This is a genomic window from Vibrio sp. 1641, from assembly GCF_033339995.1.
In the GTDB taxonomy this organism is placed as follows: domain Bacteria; phylum Pseudomonadota; class Gammaproteobacteria; order Enterobacterales; family Vibrionaceae; genus Vibrio; species Vibrio alginolyticus.
The window spans coordinates 285,624-309,643 of sequence record NZ_JAWOVP010000001.1 but is presented as its reverse complement, the minus strand read 5'-3'; the positions used below and the strand labels follow the sequence as shown (position 1 = coordinate 309,643).

The following is a 24,020-nucleotide window of genomic DNA, read 5'->3' as shown; positions in this document are numbered from 1 at the left end:
AAGTGAGAAGAGCCATGGTCATTGGTAAAAACCTCAAAAACATTAATGAAGAAAACAACTTCTTCTATCTAACCTTAGCGCTAGTGATTTTGTTGCTAGGGAGTGCGATGGCACAAGTAGTAGGTGAAGGGACGATTGAACACATACTTCAGGCTTTCACGGTTCTGACGTTTATCGTCTGTTTTGCGAGCCTTCGCTTTGACAAAACCTGGTCTCGTTTCCTCTACAGCCTGTTTGGTGTTTGGGTTCTTGTGATTGTGATCAAGACCGTTTTCGACATCAGAGAGATGAATGTGGTGATGCTTGCCCTCACCTTTGCGTTCTTTTTCGGCACTTTCAAATCCATCGCAAGACAGATTCTTTTCACCGGCCATGTCAACAGCAACAAAGTCATTGGCTCGGTAGCGCTTTTCTTGCTGCTTGGTCTGATGTGGGCGATTGCCTACCTCATTCTGCTTGAGTTTTCGCCTGAAGCCTTTACCGGTATGGAAGCGATTTCTTGGGGGCAGAACTTCTCCAATGCAGCGTATTTCAGTTTCGTTACCTTAACCACGCTCGGTTATGGCGACATTAGTCCTCTAACACCACTGGCTCAAGTCGTGGTGTATTTAGAGGCCATCACAGGTGTTTTTTATATGGCGATTGTTGTTTCAAGTCTCGTCAGTTCTAACATTGATCATCAGGTAAACAAAAATGGATAAACAATCGGTAAAAATCGACAGTAAGCTTTTCATCAGTAATATGGTGGAATCGGCAATACGCATTGGCTTGATCTTTGTCTTGCTGATGTTTACGTACGACATCATCAAACCCTTCATACTTCCGGTTATTTGGGGCGCTATTATAGCCGTCGCTTTAATGCCGCTTACCCAAAAATTGCAGCGTGTATATGGTGGTCGTAGAGGCTTGGCAGCCACAACCATTGCTTTACTTGGTATTGCCCTCCTTGTCACGCCACTTGTTATGGTATCAGGCTCCATTGTGGATGGTGCAACGCACGCGCTTGAAGTACTACAAAATGGACAAGTGAAAATACCAGGGCCAAAACCTTCCGTAGCGGAATGGCCTATCGTGGGTGATAAGCTCTACGAAGTGTGGACCCTATTCGCTACTAATCTTGAACAAGCTATTCAAACCTTTATGCCACAAATAAAGGCAGGACTCACATCTTTACTGGGTACACTGGGGGGCGTATTGGGAAGTTTACTGCTTTCAATCTTGTCACTTGCGATTGCAGCAGGTTTCATGACGTACTCTGAATCTGCAGCATCAGGCTTAAGAACCATCGCGATTCGAACCGCTGGTGAAAACGCAAAAAGCTGGACCACGCTTATCGCTGCGACAATTAAAAGCGTACTGCTTGGCGTAGTCGGTGTAGCAGCGATTCAAGCACTGTTGATCGGTGCTGGTTTCTTCGTATTTGGCGTTCCGGCAGCAGGTTTACTCACACTGCTTCTAATGATTTTATGTATCGCTCAGCTCCCGGCGTTGCTCGCAGTGCTACCTGTGATTGGCTTCATGTACATGACCCAAGACACCTCAACAGCAACCATGTTTACTGTTTGGGTCGTAGTTGCGGCTCTTTCTGAAAACCTGTTCAAACCAATGTTAATGGGACGTGGCGTCGACGTGCCAATGCCTGTGATTCTGCTCGGTGCCATCGGTGGTATGCTTTTCTACGGTATCGTTGGTCTGTTCTTAGGTGCCGTTATCCTAGCAATTTGGTATGAGTTATTTGTTTGGTGGTTGAGCATTGAGAAAGCACAACAGCAAGAAGAAATGGCAGAACAACAAGACGCTTCTGATGACCAATCAGAACCTGGACACGGTGCTGGCATTTAATAAATCAATAAGTTAGAAAGAAATTTAATCTATAACTTATGATATCAAACCGCTGCATTTCAGCGGTTTGATTCTATTTGGATCACAGTTTCGTCGTAATAAATGCGATAAAAATGACGTTCTTGTTAAATTTTCATACTTATTACACTTGGGAGTTGCAATCGGGCAATGAACGATGCACTCTCGATGACCACTAATTTGCTTAGGATAAAAACAATGAAATTGATCAAGCCTTTAACTTGTGCGCTTGCTCTCGCAATGAGTGGCATGGCATTCGCAGATGTAACCGTGAGTGTTCCTGACAACGTTTCAGTATTAGCGGCTAACGGTGAAAAAGCAGATCTTTCGGGTGGTTTTTTCGCCTCTGAAAGAACACTGACGTTACCTGATGGCCTTAACCAAGTCGTATTTCGTTTCGCCCCTTACTTCAACCAAGGTAATGACCGTTTAAGTGTTGAAAGCGATGTTATCGTTACACGATTTGACGCGACCAATGCCGAACTCACTCTACAAATGCCAGAATACCGCAACCTACGTGATGCGGAAGAGAAGATCAAAGACTTAGATTGGAAACTGGTTGATGATTCTGGCAACGCAATCGCGGTTGACCAGGACAAGTTGCTCAAACCGGGTATGCAAATCGGTCGTGATTACGTACGTGAAATCGAAGATTATAACCAAGCTGGCGGTGCAGCAGCCGTGGCTTTTGCTGGCGCAGCAACCATGCAGCCAGTCACGCTTCCTGCAAAGGTTCCTGCGGATATGAAGCAAGTGAGAGCAACTGCGGTTAAAGCGGATTCGACAGCTGAAGAGATGCTGCACTTCTGGTACCAAAAAGCAGACGCAGAAACCAAAGCTCGCTTTAAGAAATATGTTAATCAACAGTAAATCTGGTTAACTTTATCGATATTAAAAAAGCCACTTCACGTGGCTTTTTTGATCAAAAATTAGGAAGCTTGGACAACTTTAGTATTGGCGATCAAGTCATGCAACAAACGTCGCTCCGGATGAAAGAACAACAATGCCAAATTTACCAACGGGATCCCCGGAATGAGCATCTCCAGCAAGTAGCTAATAACAAGCCTTAACCCTGCTGTAACTTTCGTTGCCTTACTATCATTTTTCATTACAACTTTAATACCAATCATGCGCATACCAATGGTTTGCCCATGACTCAATGCATTCCAGTTGATCATTAAAACCGTTGGTAAAGAAAGCAAGTAAAACGCCTGAGTTTCACGAACAAGCGTGAGGTTATCTGCTAAAGAGAGCTGAAAGTCGTTAAGAAAAGAGTTAATACTCAATGCGATGATTAACACGACCACCATCGTAAAGAGCAGGTCGATAAAACCAGCAATGATTCTCTGTTGCTTGCTCGCGATAAAAGCATACATGGACTTCAGTCACCTCAATGTAATTGGTTAAGCGAGAATGACTGAGTGTACAGACGCGCAATGGTGAGCGCAGTTTAGGTATTGCCAACATAATATTCAACTAAGAACATACTAAATCGCGGTCGTATCTCAAAAGTAATCATTACATCTTGAGCATAACCGTATCAATTTAACAAAACGCTACCAGTAACGTTCGTAAATGATATTTCCCCCGGTTTGATGGCGATACTTTTCCAAGCCTAGCTCTTGTAAGACGGGCACGGTATCTTTGATCATTTGTGGATTCCCACACATCATGACAAAGCTACGCTGAGCTGAGAATGGCGCATCAGCGGCGTTGGACAGTAAACCCGATTCGATGAGTTCAGGAATTCGGCCTTGTAATTTACCGTCAACCACTTCCCTGCTGACTATCGGTATATACTTTAATCTGCCTTCATATCGTTGCTGAAGCTGTTCAATAAGGTATTTATAAACCAGATCTTTTTCGAAACGAACGGCATGAACCAGCACAATGCGCTCATTGTGAGGCGGTAGGTTTATATCATCCAGCAGCGACAAAAACGGTCCAATCCCCGTACCTGTAGATAGCAGCCACAGGTCATGAGCCTGTTTAGGAATAGAGTCATGGATTAAATCGCCATGTGCGGTGGCACCGACATAAATGCTATCACCAGATTTAAGCTTTTGGAGCCGTGGAGAAAGTTGTCCTTGAGGGTCGGCTACTATTAGAAATTCCAACCAATCGAATTGCTCGCTTGGTGCATTAACCACAGAGTAAGCACGGCTGATCGGCTTACCTTCATCATCAAGCAAAGCAAGCTTGGTGAATTGGCCAGCTTTAAAGGAAAGAGGCGCGCCAGATATTCTCAAACTGAACAGCTCACCTGTCCAATCAATGCGTTTCTCAACTCTTGCGAGGTTGAAACCTTTGAGTTCAATCATGAGACACCTCCTATCTGGTTACTCTTAGTTAAACTTACGCCTTCAACTCGATTATGTAAAGTTTCTAGTTTACATAATCAAACCACTATTTCATTTCACATTTTAAAAACAATTTTATTACATATTAAATGATTACATCTAGAATAAATGCTCAAAGTGATAAGTCGCGTCGCAATTTGTGGCAAAGCAGATGAAAAAGGAGCAATAAAAATGGACACACTGTTAAAGGACTTTCCCGTTATCACAGAGATAAAAGTCGCATGGGGTGAAATGGATGCTCTGCAACACGTAAATAACGTGGTCTATTTTCGCTACTTCGAGACCGCACGTTTAGATTACTTCAACAAAATTAACCTGCTGGTCGACCTGCAGACCTCGCAAATTGGACCAGTACTGAGCGAGACTCAATGCCGCTACAAATTGCCTGTTACTTACCCAGACACGCTATTAGTCGGTTCTCGCGTAATCGACATGCAAGAAGATCGCATCACGATGGAGTACCAAGTGCTGAGTAAGAAGTGGGGTAAAATTGCGACCATCGCGACCGCCACTGGTGTGATGTTTGATTTTAAGAACAACGTTAAAGCTGCGATTCCAGATCACGTTCGCCAGTCGATTTTAGAATTGGAAGGAACCGTGGGTAGTACGCATCATTTGGAGTAGCAAGAAACGAGAGATTAAAGGCGAGGTTCCCGACAGCGATTCTTCATCGCTGTCGGGAATAACGTATGGCTAATTTTCCAACCTACGCGATAAGAGAACTAGCGTCATTCTAGCGAGCCAAGGCGAGACTAAGAATCTACTTACCGCTTGCTGCAGGCCTATAGAGATATGAATAAACTCAATAAAATCCTGAGGGTAGATTCTGAATCACGCTCGTTCCTCGCTGTTCAGAATGACGGTTCGAGTTTAGCTCTGACCTCTATAAAACCATCTAAAAAGCTATTCCAGACAAGCCTAAGTGACCATCCGGAATCTCGCCTTAAATGTAACAACATAGCTACTCTTCCAGCCTACGCGATAAGAAAAACTTCGTCATTCTAGCGAGCAATAGCGAGACTAAGAATCTACTTGCCGCTTGCAGCAGACCATAAAGCCATGAATAAACTCAATACAATCTGAGAGTAGATTCTGAATCACGCTCGTTCCTCCCGGTTCAGAATGACGGTTCGAGTTTGACTCTGATCTCTACAAAACCATCCAAAAAAGCGATTCCAGAAGAACCTAAGTGAGTCACTCGGAATCTCGCTTTAGACGTATCAGCAGAGCGACTCTTCCAGCCGACGCGATAAGAAAAGCTGCGTTATTCTAGCGAGCCATAGCGAGACTAAGAATCTACTTACCGCTTGCTGCAGACCATAAAGCCATAAATAAACTCAATACAATCTGAAGGTAGATTCTGATTCACGCTCGTTCCTCGCGGTTCAGAATGACGGTTCGAGTTTGACTCTGACCTCTACAAAACCATCTAAAAAAGCGATTCCAGACAAGCCTATGTGACCATCCGGAATCTCGCTTTAGACGTATCAGTAGAGCGACTCTTCCAGCCTACGCGATAAGAAAAACTTCGTCATTCTAGCGAGCCATAGCGAGACTAAGAATCTACTTACCGCTTCTGCAGGCCATAGAGCTATGAATAAACTCAATACAATCTGAGGGTAGATTCTGAATCACGCTTTAAACATAACAGCAGAGCGACTCTTCTAGCCTACGCGATAAGAAAAGTGGCGTCATTCTAGCGAGCCAAAGCGAGACTAAGAATCTACTTACCGCTTGCTGCAGACCATAGAGCGGTTAGCAGAATGTCTCGATGTACAGCGCTTCCACCTTATCTCTGGCCCATTGCGTTTTGCGCAGGAACTTCAGCGACGATTTGATTGAAGGATCTTTCTTGAAACAGTTCACACGAACGCGCTCATACATGCCATTCCAACCAAAGTGTTCAACTAGTCGGGTGACGATTTTCTCTAAACTCAACCCGTGAAGTGGGTTATTCGGCTGCTGTTGGCTCATGCTATTGATCCGGTAAAGTGAAGTTGCGCGCTAATCTAACTCAAACTCGCCGTGCAACCTAATGTTTTAACCTTGAATTGGCCTACGACTCTCCCCTATAGTAGCCCAAACTTCTTAAAAGCCTTTTTCATTATGAAAGCCCTCAACGACCTCAATATTTTTGTCGAAACCGCGCGCCAAGGCAGCTTTTCAAAAGCCGCTAACAGCATGGACATGACACCTGCCGCCATTAGCGCATCGATTAAGCGTCTTGAAGGGCAAATCGGTTTCCCGTTGTTTGTGCGTTCAACCCGAAGCCTGCGTTTAACCTCAGATGGCGAACTGTTTTTAGACAAAACCATGCAAGCGTTGGCAACATTGCAAGAGGGGTTGGATCAGATCTCAAGCGCGCGTGGCGAGTTATCTGGTCAGCTGCACATTACTGCACCCTCCGATTTTGGTCGCAATATGTTGCTCGATTGGGTGGATGAGTTCATCGATCTCTACCCAAATGTTTCCATTAAACTAGAGCTGTCCGATAGCTTGACGGATATGTATACCAAGCCTGTCGATATTGCGATTCGCTACGGCGAACCGGCCGACTCCAATCTGGTCGTATTGGCATTGTGTGGGTCAAACGAACGGATATTATGTGCATCGCCAGAGTACGTAGCTACACATCCAGAACTCGCCTCTCCTGCCGATTTAACGCAACACAACTGCTTGTGCTACATGGTCGCGGATTCGGTCTACAACAAATGGACGCTCACTCGTGGCAGCGAGAAAGAACAAATCGTGGTCAGCGGTAACTTGTTGAGCAACGATAGTGACTTGCCACACCGGTTAGCGATCAAAGGCAAAGGCATTGCGAATAAATCATTGATGGACATTAGCCGAGACTTAATCGAGGGAAGATTGGTACGAGTGTTACCAGAGTGGGATTGCGGCCCAGTGCCGCTCTACATGGTATGTGCCGATCGTCGATTATTGACGCCAACGATTCGGACTTTCCGCGACTTTATCCAACAAAAATGCTGCCAGCAACGCGCCAACGTGCTGGCAACCTTCTGTCATTAGGCGATAAATCGAAGAGGACGAATCTGGGTATATTCAACCCAATCATTCTCTTCCAATGTTTCAAGAAACGTCGCCATATGCGGGCTTTGCAAATGCTTATCCAAGGCCTCTTGCGATGCCCAGATTTCTTGGAACATAAATAGGCCATCAACTTTTTCGTCGAGATACAACTCGTATTGGCAACAGCCTTCTTCTTTGCGAGTTGGCTCTAGTAAACCAGCAAGCAAATTCACCACCTGATCCTTACTATCTGGATAGGCTTTCACTTCTGCGACTAAGTGGATCATCGTTTTATCACTCTTTTGCGATTTATATATTGATTACAAGGTTCTACGTCACCTGCAAGTAAGCTCGAATTAGATCTCGGTGAATACGGTTTCTGCGTCCCAGCGAGACTTTGGCGTTTTCGCGTTGAAGTCATCTTCCGCGTGGTAGCCAAGCGGCACGATCACAACACTGGTATAACCTTTTTCACGCAAGCCAAATTCTTCATCCAGCACTTTTGGATCAAACCCTTCAATTGGTACTGCATCGATTTCTAACGTCGAAGCACCCAACAGCAACGTACCCACGTTGAGGTAAACTTGTTTCTCCATCCAATGGTTTGCATCTTTCAGATCAAAACGGTGCATGTTCACAAAGTAGCTACGACCACCGCGTACAGCCGCTTTCGCTTCTTCAGTTGGGAATCGACCATCTTTTTCTTCTTGCACCATTAGCGCTTCAATGTAGTCGTTATCAATGCCTGTTTTCGCACAAAACACCAATACGTGAGAAGCGTTGAGAATCTTCGCCGCGTTAAATGCGTAGTTCTCTTGCGCCGCTTTAGCGATGCGCTGTTTGCCTTCTTCTGTGCTTGCCAGAATGAAATGCCAAGGTTGAGAGTTCACACTCGATGGACTAAAACGAATCAGCTCTTTAACTGCATCGATTTTTTCTTGAGATAGCTTGCGCGTTGGGTCAAACACTTTCGTTGAGTAACGAGATTTTGCAGCTTGTACGATATCCATGAGGCTCTCCAATTAATGAGTTTAAGCTGAGTAACAGCATAACCTCATGAGATAAAGGGAAAAACCGATTTCGATTAAAAACATTTTCAAAATAAATTTGAAAATAAAACGATAAGAAAGGCTTTGAGCGTTCTCACTGAACTTCTTCATCTTTTCGGCAATAATGCATGTTTGCTCGCAACCAAACTCAACTCATGCTGCCTCAAGATAACGTTATTACATCCTTTCTGTGCAAAAAGCTCGGTCACAATCACCTTCGAATTGCCGGCGAATATTGGCACATTGAGAAGTTGGTGGCCTTGCAATGCATGATGTTGAAAGAAGCGCCTAACCTCCAAGAAGGGCTGCTTTGGTGGAGTAAAAGTGTCTCATTATTCGACCGCCGTTTGTACGTCACATTGCAACATGGTGATGCCCAAATCCATCTTCAAGTCGAATGTAGAACGGGCGATATGCCAAATTGGGCGGAGTCGGTGTTTGGCTTGCTCAAAATGCAGTTGGAAATGCTTGAGTTAAGCGAATCAATACAGGTACAAGTTCACGCCAACAATCCACTCGCGGCCAATATTTTTCTAGAGGAAACGCGAGATTCTAAAACGAGTTCAAGCGTGTTTGAACTGGTGAAACATGTTTATTTGCTGCTTTCTCACCAACCAATTGAACAGCCAGAATTGCTGAGTGTTTTGAACGCCTTGTTCATCAAAAACAGTAATTACGCGCTCAAGTTAGAGCAAGCGGCAAGGCAACTGGGCGTCTCCAAACGCACCTTGCAACGTCGACTGCAAGAAAAGCAAATGAGCTACTCTCAATGCGTTGATTTCGCTAAAAGAAAGCAAGCACTCACTTTGCTTGCCGACACCCAACTCACAACGCAGCAAATCGCCTATCAACTTGGTTATGAAGAACCTTCGAACTTTCACCGCACTTTTCGTCGTTGGTATCCGTTTTCACCCATGCAATATCGCCAACAATGTTTGGATAACCGAACTCAACTAAATCAACAACCGATCCGCTTATACTACGCCAAAGCCAATACCTTCGACGATAACCACATCGACCAACCTGTCGGCAAAATCTGGATGGAAGTGGACAATATTGCGTTTGAAAAAGTGGTCTCGGTAGAATGCCGTGACCGTGATGGCGCATGGCGGCGCTACCCCGCCTTCTTCGAGCGTTTTTTAAGTCATGGTACCGAGCTATGGGCAACGACCGAACTTCCGGTAGCGCATCCCCTTACCTTTCGCCTGTGTTATGAAGTCGATGGAGAACGTTACATTGAGAATAACCACCAGCGTGATTATGTGGTTTCTAAGGGGCTTTTAATTGGCGCAACGGAATATATTGTCCCGACTCGGCAGCTTATTAATATTGGGGCGCAATACACGCTCTTTATCGAACTGGCATGCCGACTTGAAAACGTTGTGAGGATTGACTGTTACGCCGATGATGACCCCACACCTCACGCAATGCGCTTGACCCAACACTCGCAACATTATGCTTGTTGGGTGCTGCAATTATCGCTCACTCAAACTGCAAAGCAGTGCCGTTTCCGCCTTTATGATGAATCCGACAACGAGCTCGCGAAAGAGCATTACCCGATACAATATCCTATTGTGCAACCGCTCAATTAAAACTGTCGGTCAGATCAAAACCATCACTTCGTGACATCATTTCACGTCTTTTTTGGCGTGAGATGACACTCTCAATTTCAAACCTTTGCTTTATCGTTTCTGCATTGCTGCATAACGGAGGCAAAAACTGTGTTTGAAACTCTACCTAACCCAATGAATAAAATAAAAATACTTCCTTTAGCGATCGCTCTTGCTCTTTCTGGCTGTGGAAGCGACGAAACCACACCAGTCGATACAGGCAGCCACGTGGCATCTCCTGATTGGCAAGATCAAATCATTTACTTCCTGATGATCGACCGTTTTAACGACGGCGACAGCGCTCTTAATGATCAAGGGCAAAACGAATTCGATCCGACTTCGGATAAAAAATTTAGCGGCGGCGACCTCGTTGGTGTGAGTGATAAGTTAAGCTACATCGAAGATCTCGGTGCCACATCGATCTGGATTACTCCGCCAGTTGCTAACCAATGGTGGGATGCAGAGCAAAACTACGGCGGCTACCACGGGTACTGGGCGCGCGATTTCCAAAAAGTGGATGAGCACTTTGGTGACATGGAAAGCTACCAAGCGTTAGCACGCGAAGTGCATGCGCGTAACATGTTCTTAATTCAGGACATCGTGACCAACCATGTAGGCAACTTCTTCACCTACGATGATCCTTACAGTTATGATCCAAGCCTACCTTGCCAAGGCTTCCGTTTGATTAAAAATGCACTACCCGCCGGGCAAGAACTGCCGTACCCACTCAACATGAACGAGTGTAAAACAGACGGCACAGGCAGCTACCACTGGACGCCGACCATCACCGACCACAACGATCCAGTACAAGAAAAAACCTGGCAGCTCTCTGATTTGGATGACCTTAATACGTCCGATCCTGAAGTACGCGCTTATCTAAAAGAGAGCGACCGAAAATGGATTCGCGAAGTCGGCGTCGACGGATTCCGTATCGATACGGTGAAGTTTGTTGAACATGATTTCTGGAATGACTTCCTACACGCCGACGATGGTGTGATGACGCAAGCGGTTGATACCGGTCGTGACAACTTCCTCACTTTTGGTGAAGTATTCGAAACATCGACGCCATACCACACCGAAGGCGAAGAGAAGATGCTGACTTACATCGGTGAAAATGGCTCACCGAAACAGCTAACCTCGGTACTGAACTTCCCATTGCAAGCGACCATGACGCGCGTATTTGCAGCAGGGCAACCGACCGACTATTTACGTTTCCGTCTTGAGAAAATGATGGAGATGTTCCCGAATCCATACATCATGCCGAACTTCATTGATAACCACGACATGCCGCGCTTTCTGTCGCAAGGTAGCGTGAATGACATGAAACAAGCATTGATCACCATGATGAGCGTACCGGGTATTCCTGTGATTTACCAAGGTACAGAACAGGCGATGTCAGCGGCGCGCGATGCTATGTTCGCCGGAGGGTACCGTGAAGATGGCAACTACGTAGACTCGTTCGACCAAAACAGTGAGATGTACTTGTTTATTCAAGAACTTGCCAAGCTACGCACTGAAAACAAAGTCATGACACGTGGCGAAATGAAGGTGATTGGCAGCGACAAAGCGGGCGCGGGCGTGTTCGCCTTTACCCGAACGTTGGATACCGACGAAGTCTTGGTGGTCATGAACACATCCAACTCGCCGATGTTGATGAACCAACTCGATGTAGAGCAAGCGGGCGGTACCGTCTTCAAACAGCAAATCATGTCGAACTGGGCAGACGCTCCAGAGCAGTTAGTCGCCGATGAAAACGGTCATGTAACCCTAGAGCTACCAGCCAAGTCTGCAGTGATTTACTCAAAAACAAGCAGCAATCAATCTGTAGATACGCCAGACCTCAACATCCAACTAGCGCAAGATTGGGAAGGAAAAACCATCACTGGTGATATTGTTATCGCGGGTAGTGCGAACGCCAACGAGAAGTTGAACCTTGTCGTCGATGGTAACTTGGAAACAGCACAAACCATTACTGTAGGCGCTGATGGTCAGTTTAGCGTCACGCTGTCGACTCGTCACTTTGCAATTGGCGAACAGCAACACCGCTTCGCGATTTACTCCACCGAGAAAAAAGCAGGCATCGAGGACGTGAATTTTGTCTCTAACCTAAGCTGGTCAAACACACCGGATGACACCATTGATGATGCAGGCGATGCACAAGACGGCATGGGCGGCCCTAATGGTAACTACTCGCTACCAACTGATCCAACGTTCGACAAAGACAACAGCCAACTCGCAATCAATAAAGCAGAAGTGTTTACCGTTGGCAGTAACGTACGTTTGACCTTCACTATGGACAAAATCACCGACACTTGGTTACCACCAAACGGCTTCGACCACGTAGGTTTCACCATCTTCATTGATTTACCTGAAGAAGCCGCAACCAACTTGTCTGAGCTACCGAAGATCAACGCTTCTATGCCAAGCGGAACCTGGAGTCGCAATGCGGTTGTTTTTGGCTGGCAAAGCTCTATTTACAACACCAAAGGAGCAAATGCGACGACATGGGGAGAAGCCGTAACGCCAGCACCAACAGTGACAGTAGACAAAGCCAACAACACCATTTCAATGGACTTTGCTAGCGATGCACTAGGCCGCCCAGATTCGCTCGATGGTATCCGTTTCTATGTCACGACTTGGGACTTAGACGGTCTTTCAGCAACTTACCGTCCGCTAGAACAAAACAAAGGCCCTTGGAACTTCTCCGGTGGCGCATCGGATGAAAGTAAGATTTGGGACGATTTACCAATCATCACCTTGTCGGAATAAACCGTTAAATAAGACACCGCCCAGCGTTATGACTGGGCGGTCATCAACAAAAGAATGCAGAAAGAAACTTCTGCTCGTTTTTATTCTAGCTAAAGAATGATTTCACCCACAGCACCAAACTGTCCCAAAGCTGACCAAACCACGAGCCCTCTTCTACCGCTTGGCTGCTGACCAAGGGATAACTCGCCACGGTACTGTCATCGCTTTTCCAAACGACCTTACCAATCTCATCTCCTTGCGCGATCGGCGCAATCAACGGTTCATTTAGCACCACACTCTTATCAAGCCCAGCCGTCATTGAACGAGGCAGAGTGAGATAGGCATCTTTAGCAAAGATCGCCTCAACTTGATTGGTATTTCCCTTCCAAACGCGAACTTTAGACTCAACTTGGCCTTGCTTAGCAACTTGCTTGGTGTCATAAAAACGAAAACCATAGCTGAGTAGATTCTTCGATTGGCTGATCCGAGCCTGTTTACTTGGCGTACCCATCACCACCGAGATAAGGCGCATTCTTCCTTCTTTGGCCGAGCTCACCAAGCTGTATCCGGCATTGCTGGTGTAGCCGGTTTTTCCCCCGTCGACATCAATGGAATTGTCCCACAACAACTTATTGCGGTTGTACTGCGTAATGTCGTTCCACTTGAAGACTTTCTCACTGTATAGCGCGTACACATCAGGAACATCGCTGATGATCGACTGCATGAGTCTTGCCATATCGGTTGGTGAGGTTTGGATGCCATCACTATCAAGACCATGGGAGTTCACAAAATAGGTGTCTTGCAGTCCTAATTTCTCCGCCCAACCATTCATCAAGGCAACAAAGCCGCGTTCACTGCCTGCAACATGCTCAGCCAGTGCAACGCACGCGTCATTTCCTGATTGGATGATCACGCCGCGCATTAAGTTCGCAACACTAATTTCATCTTTCGGTTTGATGAACATTTTAGAAGAACCGGGAAACTTGGCCGACCACGCGTTTTCGCTCACGGTGACAACATCATCCCATTTCAAACGCCCCGCTTTGATTTCTTGTCCAACTACATAAGCGGTCATCAACTTGGTTAAACTCGCCGGAGCAAGGCCTGCTCGCCCGTTATACTCGGCAATAATGGCACCGGATTGAAAGTCCATTAATACGTAGCCTTTTGCCTGTAACTGAGGTGGGTTGGGCGTAACAACGGCAAAAGTAGGTACGCTTATTAAACAAGTCACAATTGTCCATCGAGCCAGTGACACTTTCATCCGACTTCCTCCATGCTCTTACTTTGTCGCAACTCTATTGAGCATAGCTCACTCAACCAGTTGCACCAGTCGCTAATCGTTTCATTTTCTTGAACTTACATTGATTTGACCAAGGTATAGAACTGAAGAGGCGATTGGGAAATAGCATTGGTTCTTCATGCCATTCGCAGTAAAGTAGCGCTACCCCTCAATAAGGAAATAAAGATAACAATGAACGCTCAATCATTTATCGACGCAGGATTGCTTTACACTCCCCACAGTTTTACCGTTCCTCTGGATTACCAAGACGCGAGCAAAGGCACCATTGAAGTCTTCGCCCGTGCGGTTTGCCTAGTTGGCGATGAAGAATCGACCAAACCTTGGTTGGTTTACTTTCAGGGCGGGCCTGGCTTTCCCTCTCCGCGTCAAAACGGCAATAGCGGCTGGGTAAAACGCGCGCTGCAAGAGTACCGAGTTTTGCTTCTCGACCAGCGCGGTACGGGCAATAGTTCAGTGATTAATCACCAGACGCTTGCTCACCTCACGCCAGAGCAACAAGCAGACTACTTGAGCCACTTCCGAGCGGATAACATCGTGCGCGACGCGGAGTACATTCGTAAGCAATTTGGCGTCGAAAAATGGGCGATCTTAGGTCAAAGCTTTGGTGGGTTTTGCTCCCTCACCTATTTGTCTTTGTTCCCAGACAGCTTGCTACAAAGCTACATCACAGGTGGCGTGCCATCAGTCTCGCGTCATGCCGACGATGTGTATGAAGCCACTTTCAAACGCACTATGGAGAAAAACCAAGCGTTCTTCCAACAATTTCCCAATGCACAGCAACTTTGCCAAAACATTGCGAATCACTTGCTAGAAAATGAAGAGTACCTACCAAATGGTCAACGCTTCACGGTGGAACAATTTCAACAAATCGGCATCAACTTTGGTGTGAGTGATACTTTCTTACCAACTTACTATTGGCTAGAAAGCGCGTTGATTGAAGTGGACGGCAAACCACAACTTCGCTATGAGTTCTTAAACGATATGTTGGCGCAGCAAAACTTCCAAACCAACCCGATCTACGCCATTTTGCATGAATCGATTTACTGCCAAGGCTTTGCGTCGAATTGGAGTGCGCACCGTGTTCGCCAAACCCGACCAGAGTTTAATTATGAACCTGGCCAGCCATTTTACTTTACGGGGGAAATGGTCTTCCCGTGGATGTTCGACCAATACGTCAACCTCAAACCACTAAAAGACGCCGCAGAAATATTGGCCGCGAAAGACGATTGGGCTGCGCTGTACGATCAAACTCAACTGGCTCAAAATAAAGTGCCTGTCAGTTGCGCCGTTTACGCCGATGATATGTTTGTTGAAATGGATATCAGCCGAGAGACGCTCGCGTTAATCCCAAATTCAAAAGCGTGGATCACAAACGAGTACGAGCACAACGGTTTGCGTGCCGACGGTGAACGCATTCTCGACAGGCTCATTGCCATGGGTAAACAGACCGCAGCTGCGTTGAAATAAGCAGGACAGACGTTAGAAATACGCCTTTTTAGTATTTGATGAAAAGGCGTTTATAGCGGTTTATGAACAATGGCGATCAGTCATTCACTCTTTGTCCCTAAACCTTTATCCCTCACCACCTCATGTATAAAACTGCGACATGTCCTTTCCTTGTCAATGACTCCGGTGATTACTTGGTGCTTCTTGCGCCTAACTTTTTTGAAGGGCCCAAAACAGCATAAATTTAAACCAAAAGTATCGGCTCCAACCTACCTAACCCACTATAATTAATGCTTATAATTTGAACACATAGCGGCTTCACCTGCGGACATGCTCCCCCTATCAAAGACCGCCAGGCCCCGCCTACTCATAATATCCGTATAATTTGTCCGTATTTCCGACTAGTTTAGTCAGGTATACTTCGTGCCGCTAAAATTTTAAGGTCGTTGACCACCTGTATTTTTAAAGGAAACCTCATGAGTCAGTATGTAGTTTGTGCGCTGTACAAGTTTGTTGAGCTGAATAACTATCAAGAGCTACGCGAGCCATTACTTGCGTTGATGGAAAAACACCATATTCGCGGGACATTACTACTGGCAAGTGAAGGTATCAACGGCACAGTTGCATCTGATCGTGCAGGTATTGATACGCTACTGGAGTGGCTAAACAACGAACCTCGTTTGACTGGCACCGTATACAAAGAGTCGTATTCTGAGACCCAGCCATTCAATCGCACCAAAGTGAAATTGAAAAAAGAGATCGTAACATTAGGTGTTGAAGGTATAGACCCTCGCCACGTAGTGGGGACTTACGTGAAACCTCAAGAGTGGAACGATCTTATTGCTGATCCTGAAGTGTTTGTTGTCGATACACGTAATGATTACGAAATCGAGATCGGGACATTCAAAGGCGCTGTAAACCCAAATACTGAAACCTTTCGTGAATTCCCAGACTATGTAAAAGAAAACATGGACCCGGCAAAACACAAGAAAGTTGCGATGTTCTGTACCGGTGGTATCCGCTGCGAAAAATCAACGGCTTACATGAAAGAACAGGGCTTTGATGAGGTCTACCACCTAGAAGGCGGCATTCTTAAATATCTTGAAGAAGTTCCTCAAGAAGAGAGCATGTGGGAAGGCGATTGTTACGTATTTGACGGTCGTGTTGCCGTGAACCACCAGCTAGAAAAAGCAGATTACGATTTATGTAACGCTTGTCGTCTACCGATCACTGAAGAAGACAAACAGTCAGAATTGTTCGAGCAAGGCGTGAGCTGTCCAAAATGTCACGGCACACACTCAGAAGAACAAATTGCTCGATTCCGCGAGCGTGAAAAACAAGTTGTTCTTGCAGAGCAGCGAGGCGAGCAGCATGTTGGTGGTGAAAGTGCCAAGCAAAGAGAAGCCCGACGTGCCGCTAAGTACGCGCAAAAAGAAGCGCAGCGTAAACAAGACTAAGCCCAACTCTCCTTATATTTAGCGAGCTGCCGTAAGGTGGCTCGCTTTTACTACGCACCAATACTCTTTCAATACAATTTTGTATCCCTCACCAATACCTCTAGTTGATTGCCTCTTTTGCCTTCGGGTAGCCCCACCATTTCATCATAAGCACTTTGATGCACTAGAACCTGCTTATTTGCTTTGATATTCCTGCACTTCTTTTGCATCTCGATCAGGGAATGAGCCCTCAAAAAGATGCCGTTGTCATCAGTGATAAATTGCGCTTCTCCATCAATCACAACAGATGCCTGATACAATGCGAGATCAAGCGAATGAATGACCAATTTATCTACATAGAAGTATTTTTGTAACTTACTCAATGGTATTGCCATGTGTCACCTCCCTAAAAGTTACCTCTACGTTTTGTAGAATAAAACCGATCATTGGATGAGATTTCTTCGGTTTACTTGCGTACAACATCGGAAACTAAAGAGGATTCCGATGCAAACAATCAATGTCGTGTGGTTAAAACGAGATTTAAGGCTGACTGACCATCAACCACTAACTCAAGCATTATCAACAAAGCACCCAACTGTGCTTTTATATATTGTTGAACCATTGCTATTGAACAACCCACACTATTCTGAGCGCCACTGGCGATTTGTTTGGCAATCACTGCAAGACATGGATGAGACGCTCAAAGCATATGGGCATCGAATCACGGTGCTGTTTGACGATGCCTTAGCATGTTTTCAATCAATTCAAACGCAATATCAAATCAACGCTGTTTTTTCTCACCAAGAAATAGGACTCAACTGCACCTTTGAGCGCGACAAACAAGTTGCCGCTTGGCTATATAAGCAGAACATCGACTGGTTTGAGTTCGAACACGGTGCTGTTATCAGAGGTGCAAAAAACCGGCAAGGTTGGGACAAACATTGGGACTCTGTCATGAGAGCCTCAATAAGCCCTATTGAGCTCCAAACCGACTTATTGCATTCATTGGATGCAGAAGCTCTCGGCTGTTCGTTTTCGCCACCATCATCCTGGCTATCAAAATGCAAAGGAATGCAAACGGGAGGAAGCCGGCTCGCTTGGAAAACACTAGAGGATTTTTTTCATCGTCGAGGTCGTGATTACTATCGAAGCATTTCTAGTCCCACAGCCTCACGCACAGCCTGTACTCGACTTTCTCCATATCTCGCTTGGGGTAACATATCCTTGCGTGAAGTTTATCAATACCTTTTGAAACACTGGCAAGTCGCTGGGTTTCGTCGCAGCTTAATTGCATTGTCTTCACGGCTTCATTGGCACTGTCACTTCATCCAAAAATTCGAATCGGAATACGACATGGAGTTTTACTGCGTTAATCGGGCTTACGAACCATTGATTAGACAAAGTAGTACTTTCGATGAAGAAAAGTTAGCAGCATGGAAATCCGGGCATACTGGCGTACCTTTGATTGATGCCTGCATGCGCTGTTTGCACCACACTGGTTACATTAACTTTCGCATGCGTGCCATGCTGGTTAGCTTTCTTACTCACCACATGAACATGGATTGGCGAGTAGGTGTAACGCATTTAGCGCAACTGTTTCTCGACTTTGAGCCTGGAATTCATTACCCACAATTCCAAATGCAAGCAGGAGTAACCGGGACTAACACAATACGTATTTATAATCCGATCAAGCAAGCCCAAGAACATGATCCTAACGGTACGTTCATCTACAAGTGGGTGCCTGAGTTACAAATGGTTCCTCCCCCTCTTTTATTCGAGCCCTGGACAATGACCCAGATGGAAGCTGTCATGTATCAGTTGCAGCCAGATAGCCGTTACCTTGCACCTATTATCGCACCAGACAACGCAGCTAAGGCAGCAAGAGAGCGCTTATGGGCGTGGCGGAAACGAGCCGATGTGAAACAAGAAGGCAGACGAATTCTTGCGCGACATGTTAGACCCTCAAAAGAAAGTAGGACGCGATGATCATCTTTCAATCACAATGCGTACAAATGCAAACACACTCCAGGGAACCCGTTGTACCCTCAACTAGTAAGGAACACACTATGTTCAAACGTATCTTAGTTATCGCGGCTACACTGATGGCGACATTATCTTTTATGCTTCCCGTTCAGGCTCATGAGCATGGCATGATGAAAGCCGATATTGTCGACGTTGCCGCTGAAAATGGCTCTTTCAATACGCTTGTTGCTGCGGTGAAAGCAGCGGGCCTGGTTGACACTCTCAAAGGGGAAGGCCCATTTACTGTTTTTGCACCAACGGATGACGCTTTTGCAAAACTGCCAGACGGCACAGTCGACATGCTCTTAATGCCGGAAAACAAAGACAAGTTAGTATCTGTTTTGACTTATCACGTCGTCCCAGGGAAAGTGATGGCTGCCGATGTTGTTAAGCTAGACAAAGCGACTACGGTTCAGGGGCAAGATGTGATGATTAAAACCATGGGCGATAAAGTCATGGTTAACGATGCAAATGTCATTGCAACCGATGTGAAAGCTAAAAACGGTGTCATTCACGTGATTGATACTGTCATCATGCCGAAATAACACCATTCAAAGGGCGGTACACTCCGCCCTTTAGACAGAACTTCTTCCACCCTTAGCACGATTCCTCTCCACTTATCCCCAACAAACCTCCACCCATTCACCATGACTATAAAAAAGATAAAAACAAAATTAAAATCAATGCCTTGCAAGACGACACTGCACAATATTGACGAGGTTAAGATATCGTTATCTTTCAATTTGAGAACAGGATTCCATGTCAGTGACGTTTACTTTTCCACATGTAAATTCTTAAGCTAAATTTTGGCTGCTCAATCACATTTCGGCAAACCATTCGAAAGGGTGGGACGCAAAGCTTCCGGTCTGTCTGCATTTAAAAATCTAAAAGAATGCTCATGATAGCGGGGTTACCATGACGCAGTGTTACAGAAGTCCAATTTCTGTAGCGTTGCTTTATGCTCAGCATGCGCCGGGGTGTGACACTAGTTTGTCAGCCATAACAGAGGACATGTGATGAAATCATTTCCAACCAAATCCGTACTCGCGTTAGCACTTGCAAGCATTAGCTCAGGTGCTGCGGCTCACGGTTATGTATCAGAAACCAATGGTGGTGTCGCTGCAAGTCGCTCGGCACTATGTAAGTATCCAACGCCAGATACTAACGAAAAAAATAATAACTGCGGTGCGATTCAATATGAACCGCAAAGCGTTGAAGGCCCTGATGGCTTTCCCGAAACAGGGCCTCGCGATGGTAAAATAGCGAGTGCCGAAACCGCTTTAGCAGCTGCCCTTGATGAGCAAACTGCCGACCGTTGGGTAAAACGCACTATTCAAGCAGGTACACAAACTTTTGAATGGACATTTACCGCTAACCACGTGACGCGCGACTGGAAATATTACATCACCAAGCCTGATTGGAACCCAAACGCTTCACTATCACGAGACTCTTTTGATCTAACTCCTTTCTGTGTCGTCGACGGCAATATGGTTCAACCCCCGAAACAGGTAAGCCATCAATGTAATGTGCCTACTCGCGAGGGATACCATGTCATCCTGGCAGTATGGGATGTTGGCGACACTGCAGCCTCATTTTATAACGTGATCGATGTGAAATTTGATGGTGACAGTCCCGTTATTCCAGATTGGAAGCAAGGCGGTCAAATTATTCCTACAATGGATTTAAATATTGGGGATTCAGTTTATACGCGCGTATTTGATCAAGCAGGTGAAAACGTGGCGTATAGAACTGAACTAGAAATTACCGATGCAGCAATGGGCCAAGCGAAAAACTGGTCTTACGCACTCGCGACTAAGCTAAACCAAGAACAAGCAAAACTGCAAGCCGGGCAGTATGCAGAGGACAAATTCACTCCTGTTTATGGTACTAATCCGGTGTATCTGCAAGCAAATAGCGGCCTTGAGCGAGTAGAGATCGGCTATAACATTGAAACTCCTGTTCCAGAATACTCACTCACAGTAGATGGCTTAGCAGACGAATATATCATTGAGTCAACACCGACAACGTTGGATCTGACACTAACTGCTGAAGGCGATTTAAATGCAGAACTCACCGTTTACAATCACCATCGCGAACCACTTGCAAGTTGGGCAAACGAAATGAAAGACGGCTCGGTAGAGGCGATATCGCTCGCTTTAAGTAAATCGGAGCCGGGTCACCATATGCTCGTAACACGTATTAAGGATAAAGATGGCAACTTGGTGGATCAGCAAACACTCGACTTTCACTTAAAAGAAGAGTCAGTTACTCCACCACCATCTGATGAGTACGATTTTGTCTTCCCTGAAGGACTATCTAGCTACACGGCGGGCACAAAAGTGCTTGCCAGCGACGGGGGCATTTATCAATGTAAACCTTTCCCATATTCTGGTTACTGTATGCAGTGGAAAGAAAGCGCAAATCATTACGAGCCTGGAATAGGTTCACACTGGGAGATGGCTTGGGATAAAGTCAACTAAATCACCCTTTGAACGTTACGCAAAAGAGCCTCACTATGAGGCTCTTTTATAATCAAATGCAAAAATGACAATTTTCCCGGTCTAAACCATGAACACCAGATAAACTAGTGAGATGCGCTCGCCCCTCAATCAGTCCCATTTCATACCCTTCTAGTAAAACGGATTGTCGCATTGATAAGCGCTGAACATGAAAATTATCTGGTGGGGCAATCACCCTAACATGTGTTCCTGGTGGAGGGTTACGAATAAACTCTAATGATTGATTATAGTTATCTGCACGTCTTAACATCGCATCCGCCATTTTGGGGTGCTCCGCAAAAAGTTTCTTCATCAGCCATGTGGTCTTAACTGGCTTTTTGGCATAATTCAGTGGGTGAGAGAGTACTACGGTTATGTCGCGAGCCCCTCGACGATAAGCCTCACGCACTGGGATAGAATCAGCGACCCCACCATCGGTATAACAACCGCCAGAAAAACAAGGGGTATGCTTGTAGGCAATCGGTAATGCTGTTGTCGCTTCAATCGCATGGTGAAAATTATCACGTGTCACGCGGTAATAATCTGCCTGCCCTGTATCTACATTTGTTGTCGCTGCGAGAAAAGGAACGCCATTAAACAGTTTATTTTCATCGACGGGATACAAGCGATTAGATTCTTCAAACAGCCACTTCACATCGATGAGGTCCCCACCTTTAACGAAGCGAGTTGGGTCAAAAAAGCGTTTGCTTGTGGCCAGCTTAGTAATGACGTTAATACTGCGATGCGGATAGTCGGTCAAATACCCAATCAAATTTGATGCACCAGCAGATACACCGATTGCAAAATCAAACGGTTTATAACTCTGCTCTAAAAACGCATCTAACACTCCGCTTGCGAAGACACCTCGCATCGCGCCACCTTCTACTACAATTGCTTTTGTTGCCATATTTCCCCCATTCTCCTTGCCAAAAGAGTAATGAAATTCGTGCAATCACAACAATTGAATATTCTTATTATTGAAATAGGTGAAGTCTATTTATTTCTCTCTTAGAAAATGAAAACTAAAGTTCAAAAAATCCGTACCCGTTAGAAATGTAATTGCGGGCTTAACCAAGGTGGCAAGGTCTAAGAGAAATCTAGGAGAAAACCGTTTTATAGGCTTCGCCCGCGCCATCAATGAACATTTGAGTACCAATAACCGCTAGAATTAAGCCCATCATTTTAGTCACAACATTTAGAGCACTTGGTCCAACCGCTTTGACCAATTTGTCTCCAAATAAAAACAGTACATAGGTGATCACACAGAGGACAGCGAAAGAAACGATAGTAATAATGGTTTGATCGAAACCACCCGCTGTCGCAAAGTTCATCGCGGTAGCAATCGTTCCAGGCCCAGCTAATATTGGCATCGCCAGTGGAGACACTGCAATACTCAATGCCGCCCGTTGCTGAGCTGGTGAATACGCCTTCTCTTTGGTTTTCTGATGCGTCGAATCACCTTGAAGCATGTTAAAACCTATCAAAAACACCAAAATACCGCCTGTTATTCGCAATGCATAAAGCGTGATACCAAACAAATCAAAAATTAACTTACCGGCAATAGAAAATATCGCGATGATAATAAATGCAATAAAAACCGAGCGGAGCGCAATGGAACGGATGGTTTCTTTATCTTCATCAGCAGTTAAACTCAAAAAGATGGGAATATTGGCGATAGGGTTCATGATGGCAAAGAAGCCCATAAACACCGTAACTGTATGAACAATGAGTTCTTTCATATTTTCCACTGCATTTAAATTATTGATTCTAAAAACAGTATATACGCTCTCAAACAGAACGAGTGGTGTATTCTCGATTCGTCTTCACACTTATGCACCAAGCATTGTTTTTCTTTTGAGATAGTTTACCGACTCATCAAATGTCGCTAAGGTGAGTCTTCAGCCTTTACACGTAACAGGGGATGTTAAGTCACCATGAACAGCACGATTCAAACAATTCTCAATCACCGCTCAATTCGAAAATTCACCTCACAACCGATTGAGAGCGAACAATTAGATGCCATTCTTCAAGCCGGCCTTGCGGCGTCCTCATCAAGCATGTTGCAAGTCGTTTCAATTATCCGCGTGACCGACAAAGAAAAACGTACACTATTAGCTCAATATGCCGGAAATCAAGGGTACGTTGAAAGCGCGGCTGAGTTTTTGGTGTTTTGCATTGATTACCAACGCCACGCCAGTATCAACCCAGATGTTCAAGCTGACTTTACCGAGTTAACGCTAATAGGCGCTGTAGACTCGGGCATCATGGCACAAAATTGCTTGCTAGCGGCGGAGTCGATGGGACTAGGAGGTGTGTATATTGGTGGTTTACGAAACAATGCCCAAAAAGTAGACGAATTATTAGGTTTACCTAAAAATACCGCCATTTTATTTGGTATGTGTCTTGGTCATCCAGATCAAGCCCCTGAAGTAAAACCTCGCCTACCTAAGCATGTCGTGGTGCATGAAAATCAGTATCAAGACCTAAACTTGGATGATATTCAGACGTATGACCAAACTATGCAAAACTACTATGCAAACCGTTCGAGCAATCAAAAACAGAGTACTTGGTCGCAAGAAGTCACCAGTAAACTGGCTGGCGAATCACGTCCGCACATCCTGCCTTACTTAAACAGAAAAGGGCTCACTAAAAGGTGAT

22 protein-coding genes and 1 riboswitch are annotated in these 24,020 nt (G+C 45.4%); of the genes, 13 read left to right on the top strand and 9 right to left on the bottom strand.

Annotated features, from left to right (window positions below):
• Nucleotides 1–14 precede the first annotated feature (14 nt).
• From R7Z47_RS01365 to R7Z47_RS01355, 3 genes are all read left to right on the top strand, one after another.
• On the top strand, nucleotides 15–701 hold the full coding sequence (locus R7Z47_RS01365; RefSeq protein ID WP_017634413.1) for a potassium channel family protein: 687 nt from the start codon (nucleotides 15–17) through the stop codon (nucleotides 699–701).
• Entirely contained in the window at nucleotides 694–1,842 is a 1,149-nt protein-coding gene (locus tag R7Z47_RS01360) for an AI-2E family transporter (protein ID WP_262638536.1), read from the top strand. Before R7Z47_RS01365 ends, R7Z47_RS01360 begins: the two co-directional genes overlap by 8 nt.
• A 216-nt stretch (nucleotides 1,843–2,058) precedes the next feature.
• The gene (locus tag R7Z47_RS01355; RefSeq protein ID WP_017634411.1) at nucleotides 2,059–2,730 is read left to right on the top strand and encodes a DUF2057 domain-containing protein; all 672 of its coding nucleotides are present in this window, start codon (nucleotides 2,059–2,061) and stop codon (nucleotides 2,728–2,730) included.
• A gap of 59 nt (nucleotides 2,731–2,789) precedes the next feature.
• Here the strand turns inward: R7Z47_RS01355 and R7Z47_RS01350 are convergent, their stop codons facing one another.
• Together R7Z47_RS01350 and R7Z47_RS01345 are read right to left on the bottom strand one after the other, a co-directional pair.
• Complete coding sequence (locus R7Z47_RS01350; protein WP_047102393.1) at nucleotides 2,790–3,236, bottom strand: RDD family protein; 447 nt, start codon at nucleotides 3,234–3,236, stop codon at nucleotides 2,790–2,792.
• Between the two features lie 180 nt (nucleotides 3,237–3,416).
• Nucleotides 3,417–4,181 (bottom strand): ferredoxin--NADP reductase, encoded by a 765-nt coding sequence (locus R7Z47_RS01345; RefSeq protein ID WP_005374935.1) that lies wholly within the window; start codon nucleotides 4,179–4,181, stop codon nucleotides 3,417–3,419.
• A gap of 210 nt (nucleotides 4,182–4,391) precedes the next feature.
• Here R7Z47_RS01345 and R7Z47_RS01340 point away from each other — a divergent pair, with 210 nt between their 5' ends.
• Complete coding sequence (locus R7Z47_RS01340) at nucleotides 4,392–4,844, top strand: acyl-CoA thioesterase (RefSeq protein ID WP_167415851.1); 453 nt, start codon at nucleotides 4,392–4,394, stop codon at nucleotides 4,842–4,844.
• 1,131 nt (nucleotides 4,845–5,975) lie between these two features.
• On the opposite strand, the gene R7Z47_RS01335 is transcribed toward R7Z47_RS01340, so the two are convergent.
• The gene (locus R7Z47_RS01335) at nucleotides 5,976–6,194 is read right to left on the bottom strand and encodes a VF530 family DNA-binding protein (protein WP_005374929.1); all 219 of its coding nucleotides are present in this window, start codon (nucleotides 6,192–6,194) and stop codon (nucleotides 5,976–5,978) included.
• 132 nt (nucleotides 6,195–6,326) lie between these two features.
• Here R7Z47_RS01335 and R7Z47_RS01330 point away from each other — a divergent pair, with 132 nt between their 5' ends.
• The gene (locus R7Z47_RS01330; protein WP_318129766.1) at nucleotides 6,327–7,250 is read left to right on the top strand and encodes a LysR family transcriptional regulator; all 924 of its coding nucleotides are present in this window, start codon (nucleotides 6,327–6,329) and stop codon (nucleotides 7,248–7,250) included.
• On the opposite strand, the gene R7Z47_RS01325 is transcribed toward R7Z47_RS01330, so the two are convergent.
• Both R7Z47_RS01325 and R7Z47_RS01320 read right to left on the bottom strand, forming a co-directional pair.
• Nucleotides 7,247–7,537, bottom strand: coding sequence for a putative quinol monooxygenase (locus tag R7Z47_RS01325; RefSeq protein WP_005374925.1), 291 nt, complete (start codon nucleotides 7,535–7,537; stop codon nucleotides 7,247–7,249). The two genes, R7Z47_RS01330 and R7Z47_RS01325, sit on opposite strands and share 4 nt — an antisense overlap.
• A 69-nt stretch (nucleotides 7,538–7,606) precedes the next feature.
• A complete protein-coding gene (locus R7Z47_RS01320; RefSeq protein WP_005384588.1) occupies nucleotides 7,607–8,260 on the bottom strand; it encodes an oxygen-insensitive NAD(P)H-dependent nitroreductase NfsB in 654 nt (217 codons plus the stop codon).
• A 167-nt stretch (nucleotides 8,261–8,427) separates the two neighbouring features.
• On the opposite strand from R7Z47_RS01320, the gene R7Z47_RS01315 reads away from it, so the two are divergent.
• Complete coding sequence (locus R7Z47_RS01315; RefSeq protein ID WP_169644583.1) at nucleotides 8,428–9,891, top strand: helix-turn-helix domain-containing protein; 1,464 nt, start codon at nucleotides 8,428–8,430, stop codon at nucleotides 9,889–9,891.
• Nucleotides 9,892–10,020: 129 nt separating this feature from the next.
• Nucleotides 10,021–12,678 carry an alpha-amylase family glycosyl hydrolase gene (locus tag R7Z47_RS01310; RefSeq protein WP_213968238.1) on the top strand — a complete coding sequence of 886 codons (2,658 nt, stop codon included), beginning with the start codon at nucleotides 10,021–10,023 and terminating at the stop codon, nucleotides 12,676–12,678.
• Between the two features lie 85 nt (nucleotides 12,679–12,763).
• On the opposite strand, the gene R7Z47_RS01305 is transcribed toward R7Z47_RS01310, so the two are convergent.
• The gene (locus tag R7Z47_RS01305; protein ID WP_213968237.1) at nucleotides 12,764–13,921 is read right to left on the bottom strand and encodes a D-alanyl-D-alanine carboxypeptidase family protein; all 1,158 of its coding nucleotides are present in this window, start codon (nucleotides 13,919–13,921) and stop codon (nucleotides 12,764–12,766) included.
• A 210-nt stretch (nucleotides 13,922–14,131) separates the two neighbouring features.
• Here R7Z47_RS01305 and R7Z47_RS01300 point away from each other — a divergent pair, with 210 nt between their 5' ends.
• The gene (locus R7Z47_RS01300) at nucleotides 14,132–15,427 is read left to right on the top strand and encodes an alpha/beta fold hydrolase (protein ID WP_137283005.1); all 1,296 of its coding nucleotides are present in this window, start codon (nucleotides 14,132–14,134) and stop codon (nucleotides 15,425–15,427) included.
• Between the two features lie 455 nt (nucleotides 15,428–15,882).
• Nucleotides 15,883–16,863, top strand: coding sequence for a rhodanese-related sulfurtransferase (locus tag R7Z47_RS01295; protein ID WP_005374899.1), 981 nt, complete (start codon nucleotides 15,883–15,885; stop codon nucleotides 16,861–16,863).
• Nucleotides 16,864–16,931: 68 nt separating this feature from the next.
• Here the strand turns inward: R7Z47_RS01295 and R7Z47_RS01290 are convergent, their stop codons facing one another.
• Nucleotides 16,932–17,237 (bottom strand): DUF6482 family protein, encoded by a 306-nt coding sequence (locus R7Z47_RS01290; protein WP_130545733.1) that lies wholly within the window; start codon nucleotides 17,235–17,237, stop codon nucleotides 16,932–16,934.
• Nucleotides 17,238–17,346: 109 nt separating this feature from the next.
• Here R7Z47_RS01290 and R7Z47_RS01285 point away from each other — a divergent pair, with 109 nt between their 5' ends.
• From R7Z47_RS01285 to gbpA, 3 genes are all read left to right on the top strand, one after another.
• A complete protein-coding gene (locus R7Z47_RS01285; protein ID WP_213867904.1) occupies nucleotides 17,347–18,828 on the top strand; it encodes a cryptochrome/deoxyribodipyrimidine photo-lyase family protein in 1,482 nt (493 codons plus the stop codon).
• Between the two features lie 80 nt (nucleotides 18,829–18,908).
• Nucleotides 18,909–19,409: a fasciclin domain-containing protein gene (locus R7Z47_RS01280; RefSeq protein WP_005374896.1), complete on the top strand. Its 501-nt coding sequence runs from the start codon at nucleotides 18,909–18,911 to the stop codon at nucleotides 19,407–19,409.
• Between the two features lie 272 nt (nucleotides 19,410–19,681).
• Nucleotides 19,682–19,782, top strand: a riboswitch (cyclic di-GMP riboswitch).
• Nucleotides 19,783–19,880: 98 nt separating this feature from the next.
• Nucleotides 19,881–21,344 carry an N-acetylglucosamine-binding protein GbpA gene (gene gbpA / locus R7Z47_RS01275; RefSeq protein WP_064369594.1) on the top strand — a complete coding sequence of 488 codons (1,464 nt, stop codon included), beginning with the start codon at nucleotides 19,881–19,883 and terminating at the stop codon, nucleotides 21,342–21,344.
• A gap of 52 nt (nucleotides 21,345–21,396) precedes the next feature.
• Here gbpA and R7Z47_RS01270 read toward each other — a convergent pair whose 3' ends face one another.
• Both R7Z47_RS01270 and R7Z47_RS01265 read right to left on the bottom strand, forming a co-directional pair.
• Nucleotides 21,397–22,269 carry a patatin family protein gene (locus R7Z47_RS01270; RefSeq protein WP_213907546.1) on the bottom strand — a complete coding sequence of 291 codons (873 nt, stop codon included), beginning with the start codon at nucleotides 22,267–22,269 and terminating at the stop codon, nucleotides 21,397–21,399.
• A gap of 190 nt (nucleotides 22,270–22,459) precedes the next feature.
• Nucleotides 22,460–23,101, bottom strand: coding sequence for a MarC family protein (locus R7Z47_RS01265; RefSeq protein ID WP_005374889.1), 642 nt, complete (start codon nucleotides 23,099–23,101; stop codon nucleotides 22,460–22,462).
• 195 nt (nucleotides 23,102–23,296) lie between these two features.
• On the opposite strand from R7Z47_RS01265, the gene nfsA reads away from it, so the two are divergent.
• Nucleotides 23,297–24,019 (top strand): oxygen-insensitive NADPH nitroreductase, encoded by a 723-nt coding sequence (nfsA, locus tag R7Z47_RS01260; RefSeq protein ID WP_005384597.1) that lies wholly within the window; start codon nucleotides 23,297–23,299, stop codon nucleotides 24,017–24,019.
• Nucleotide 24,020: the final 1 nt, after the last annotated feature.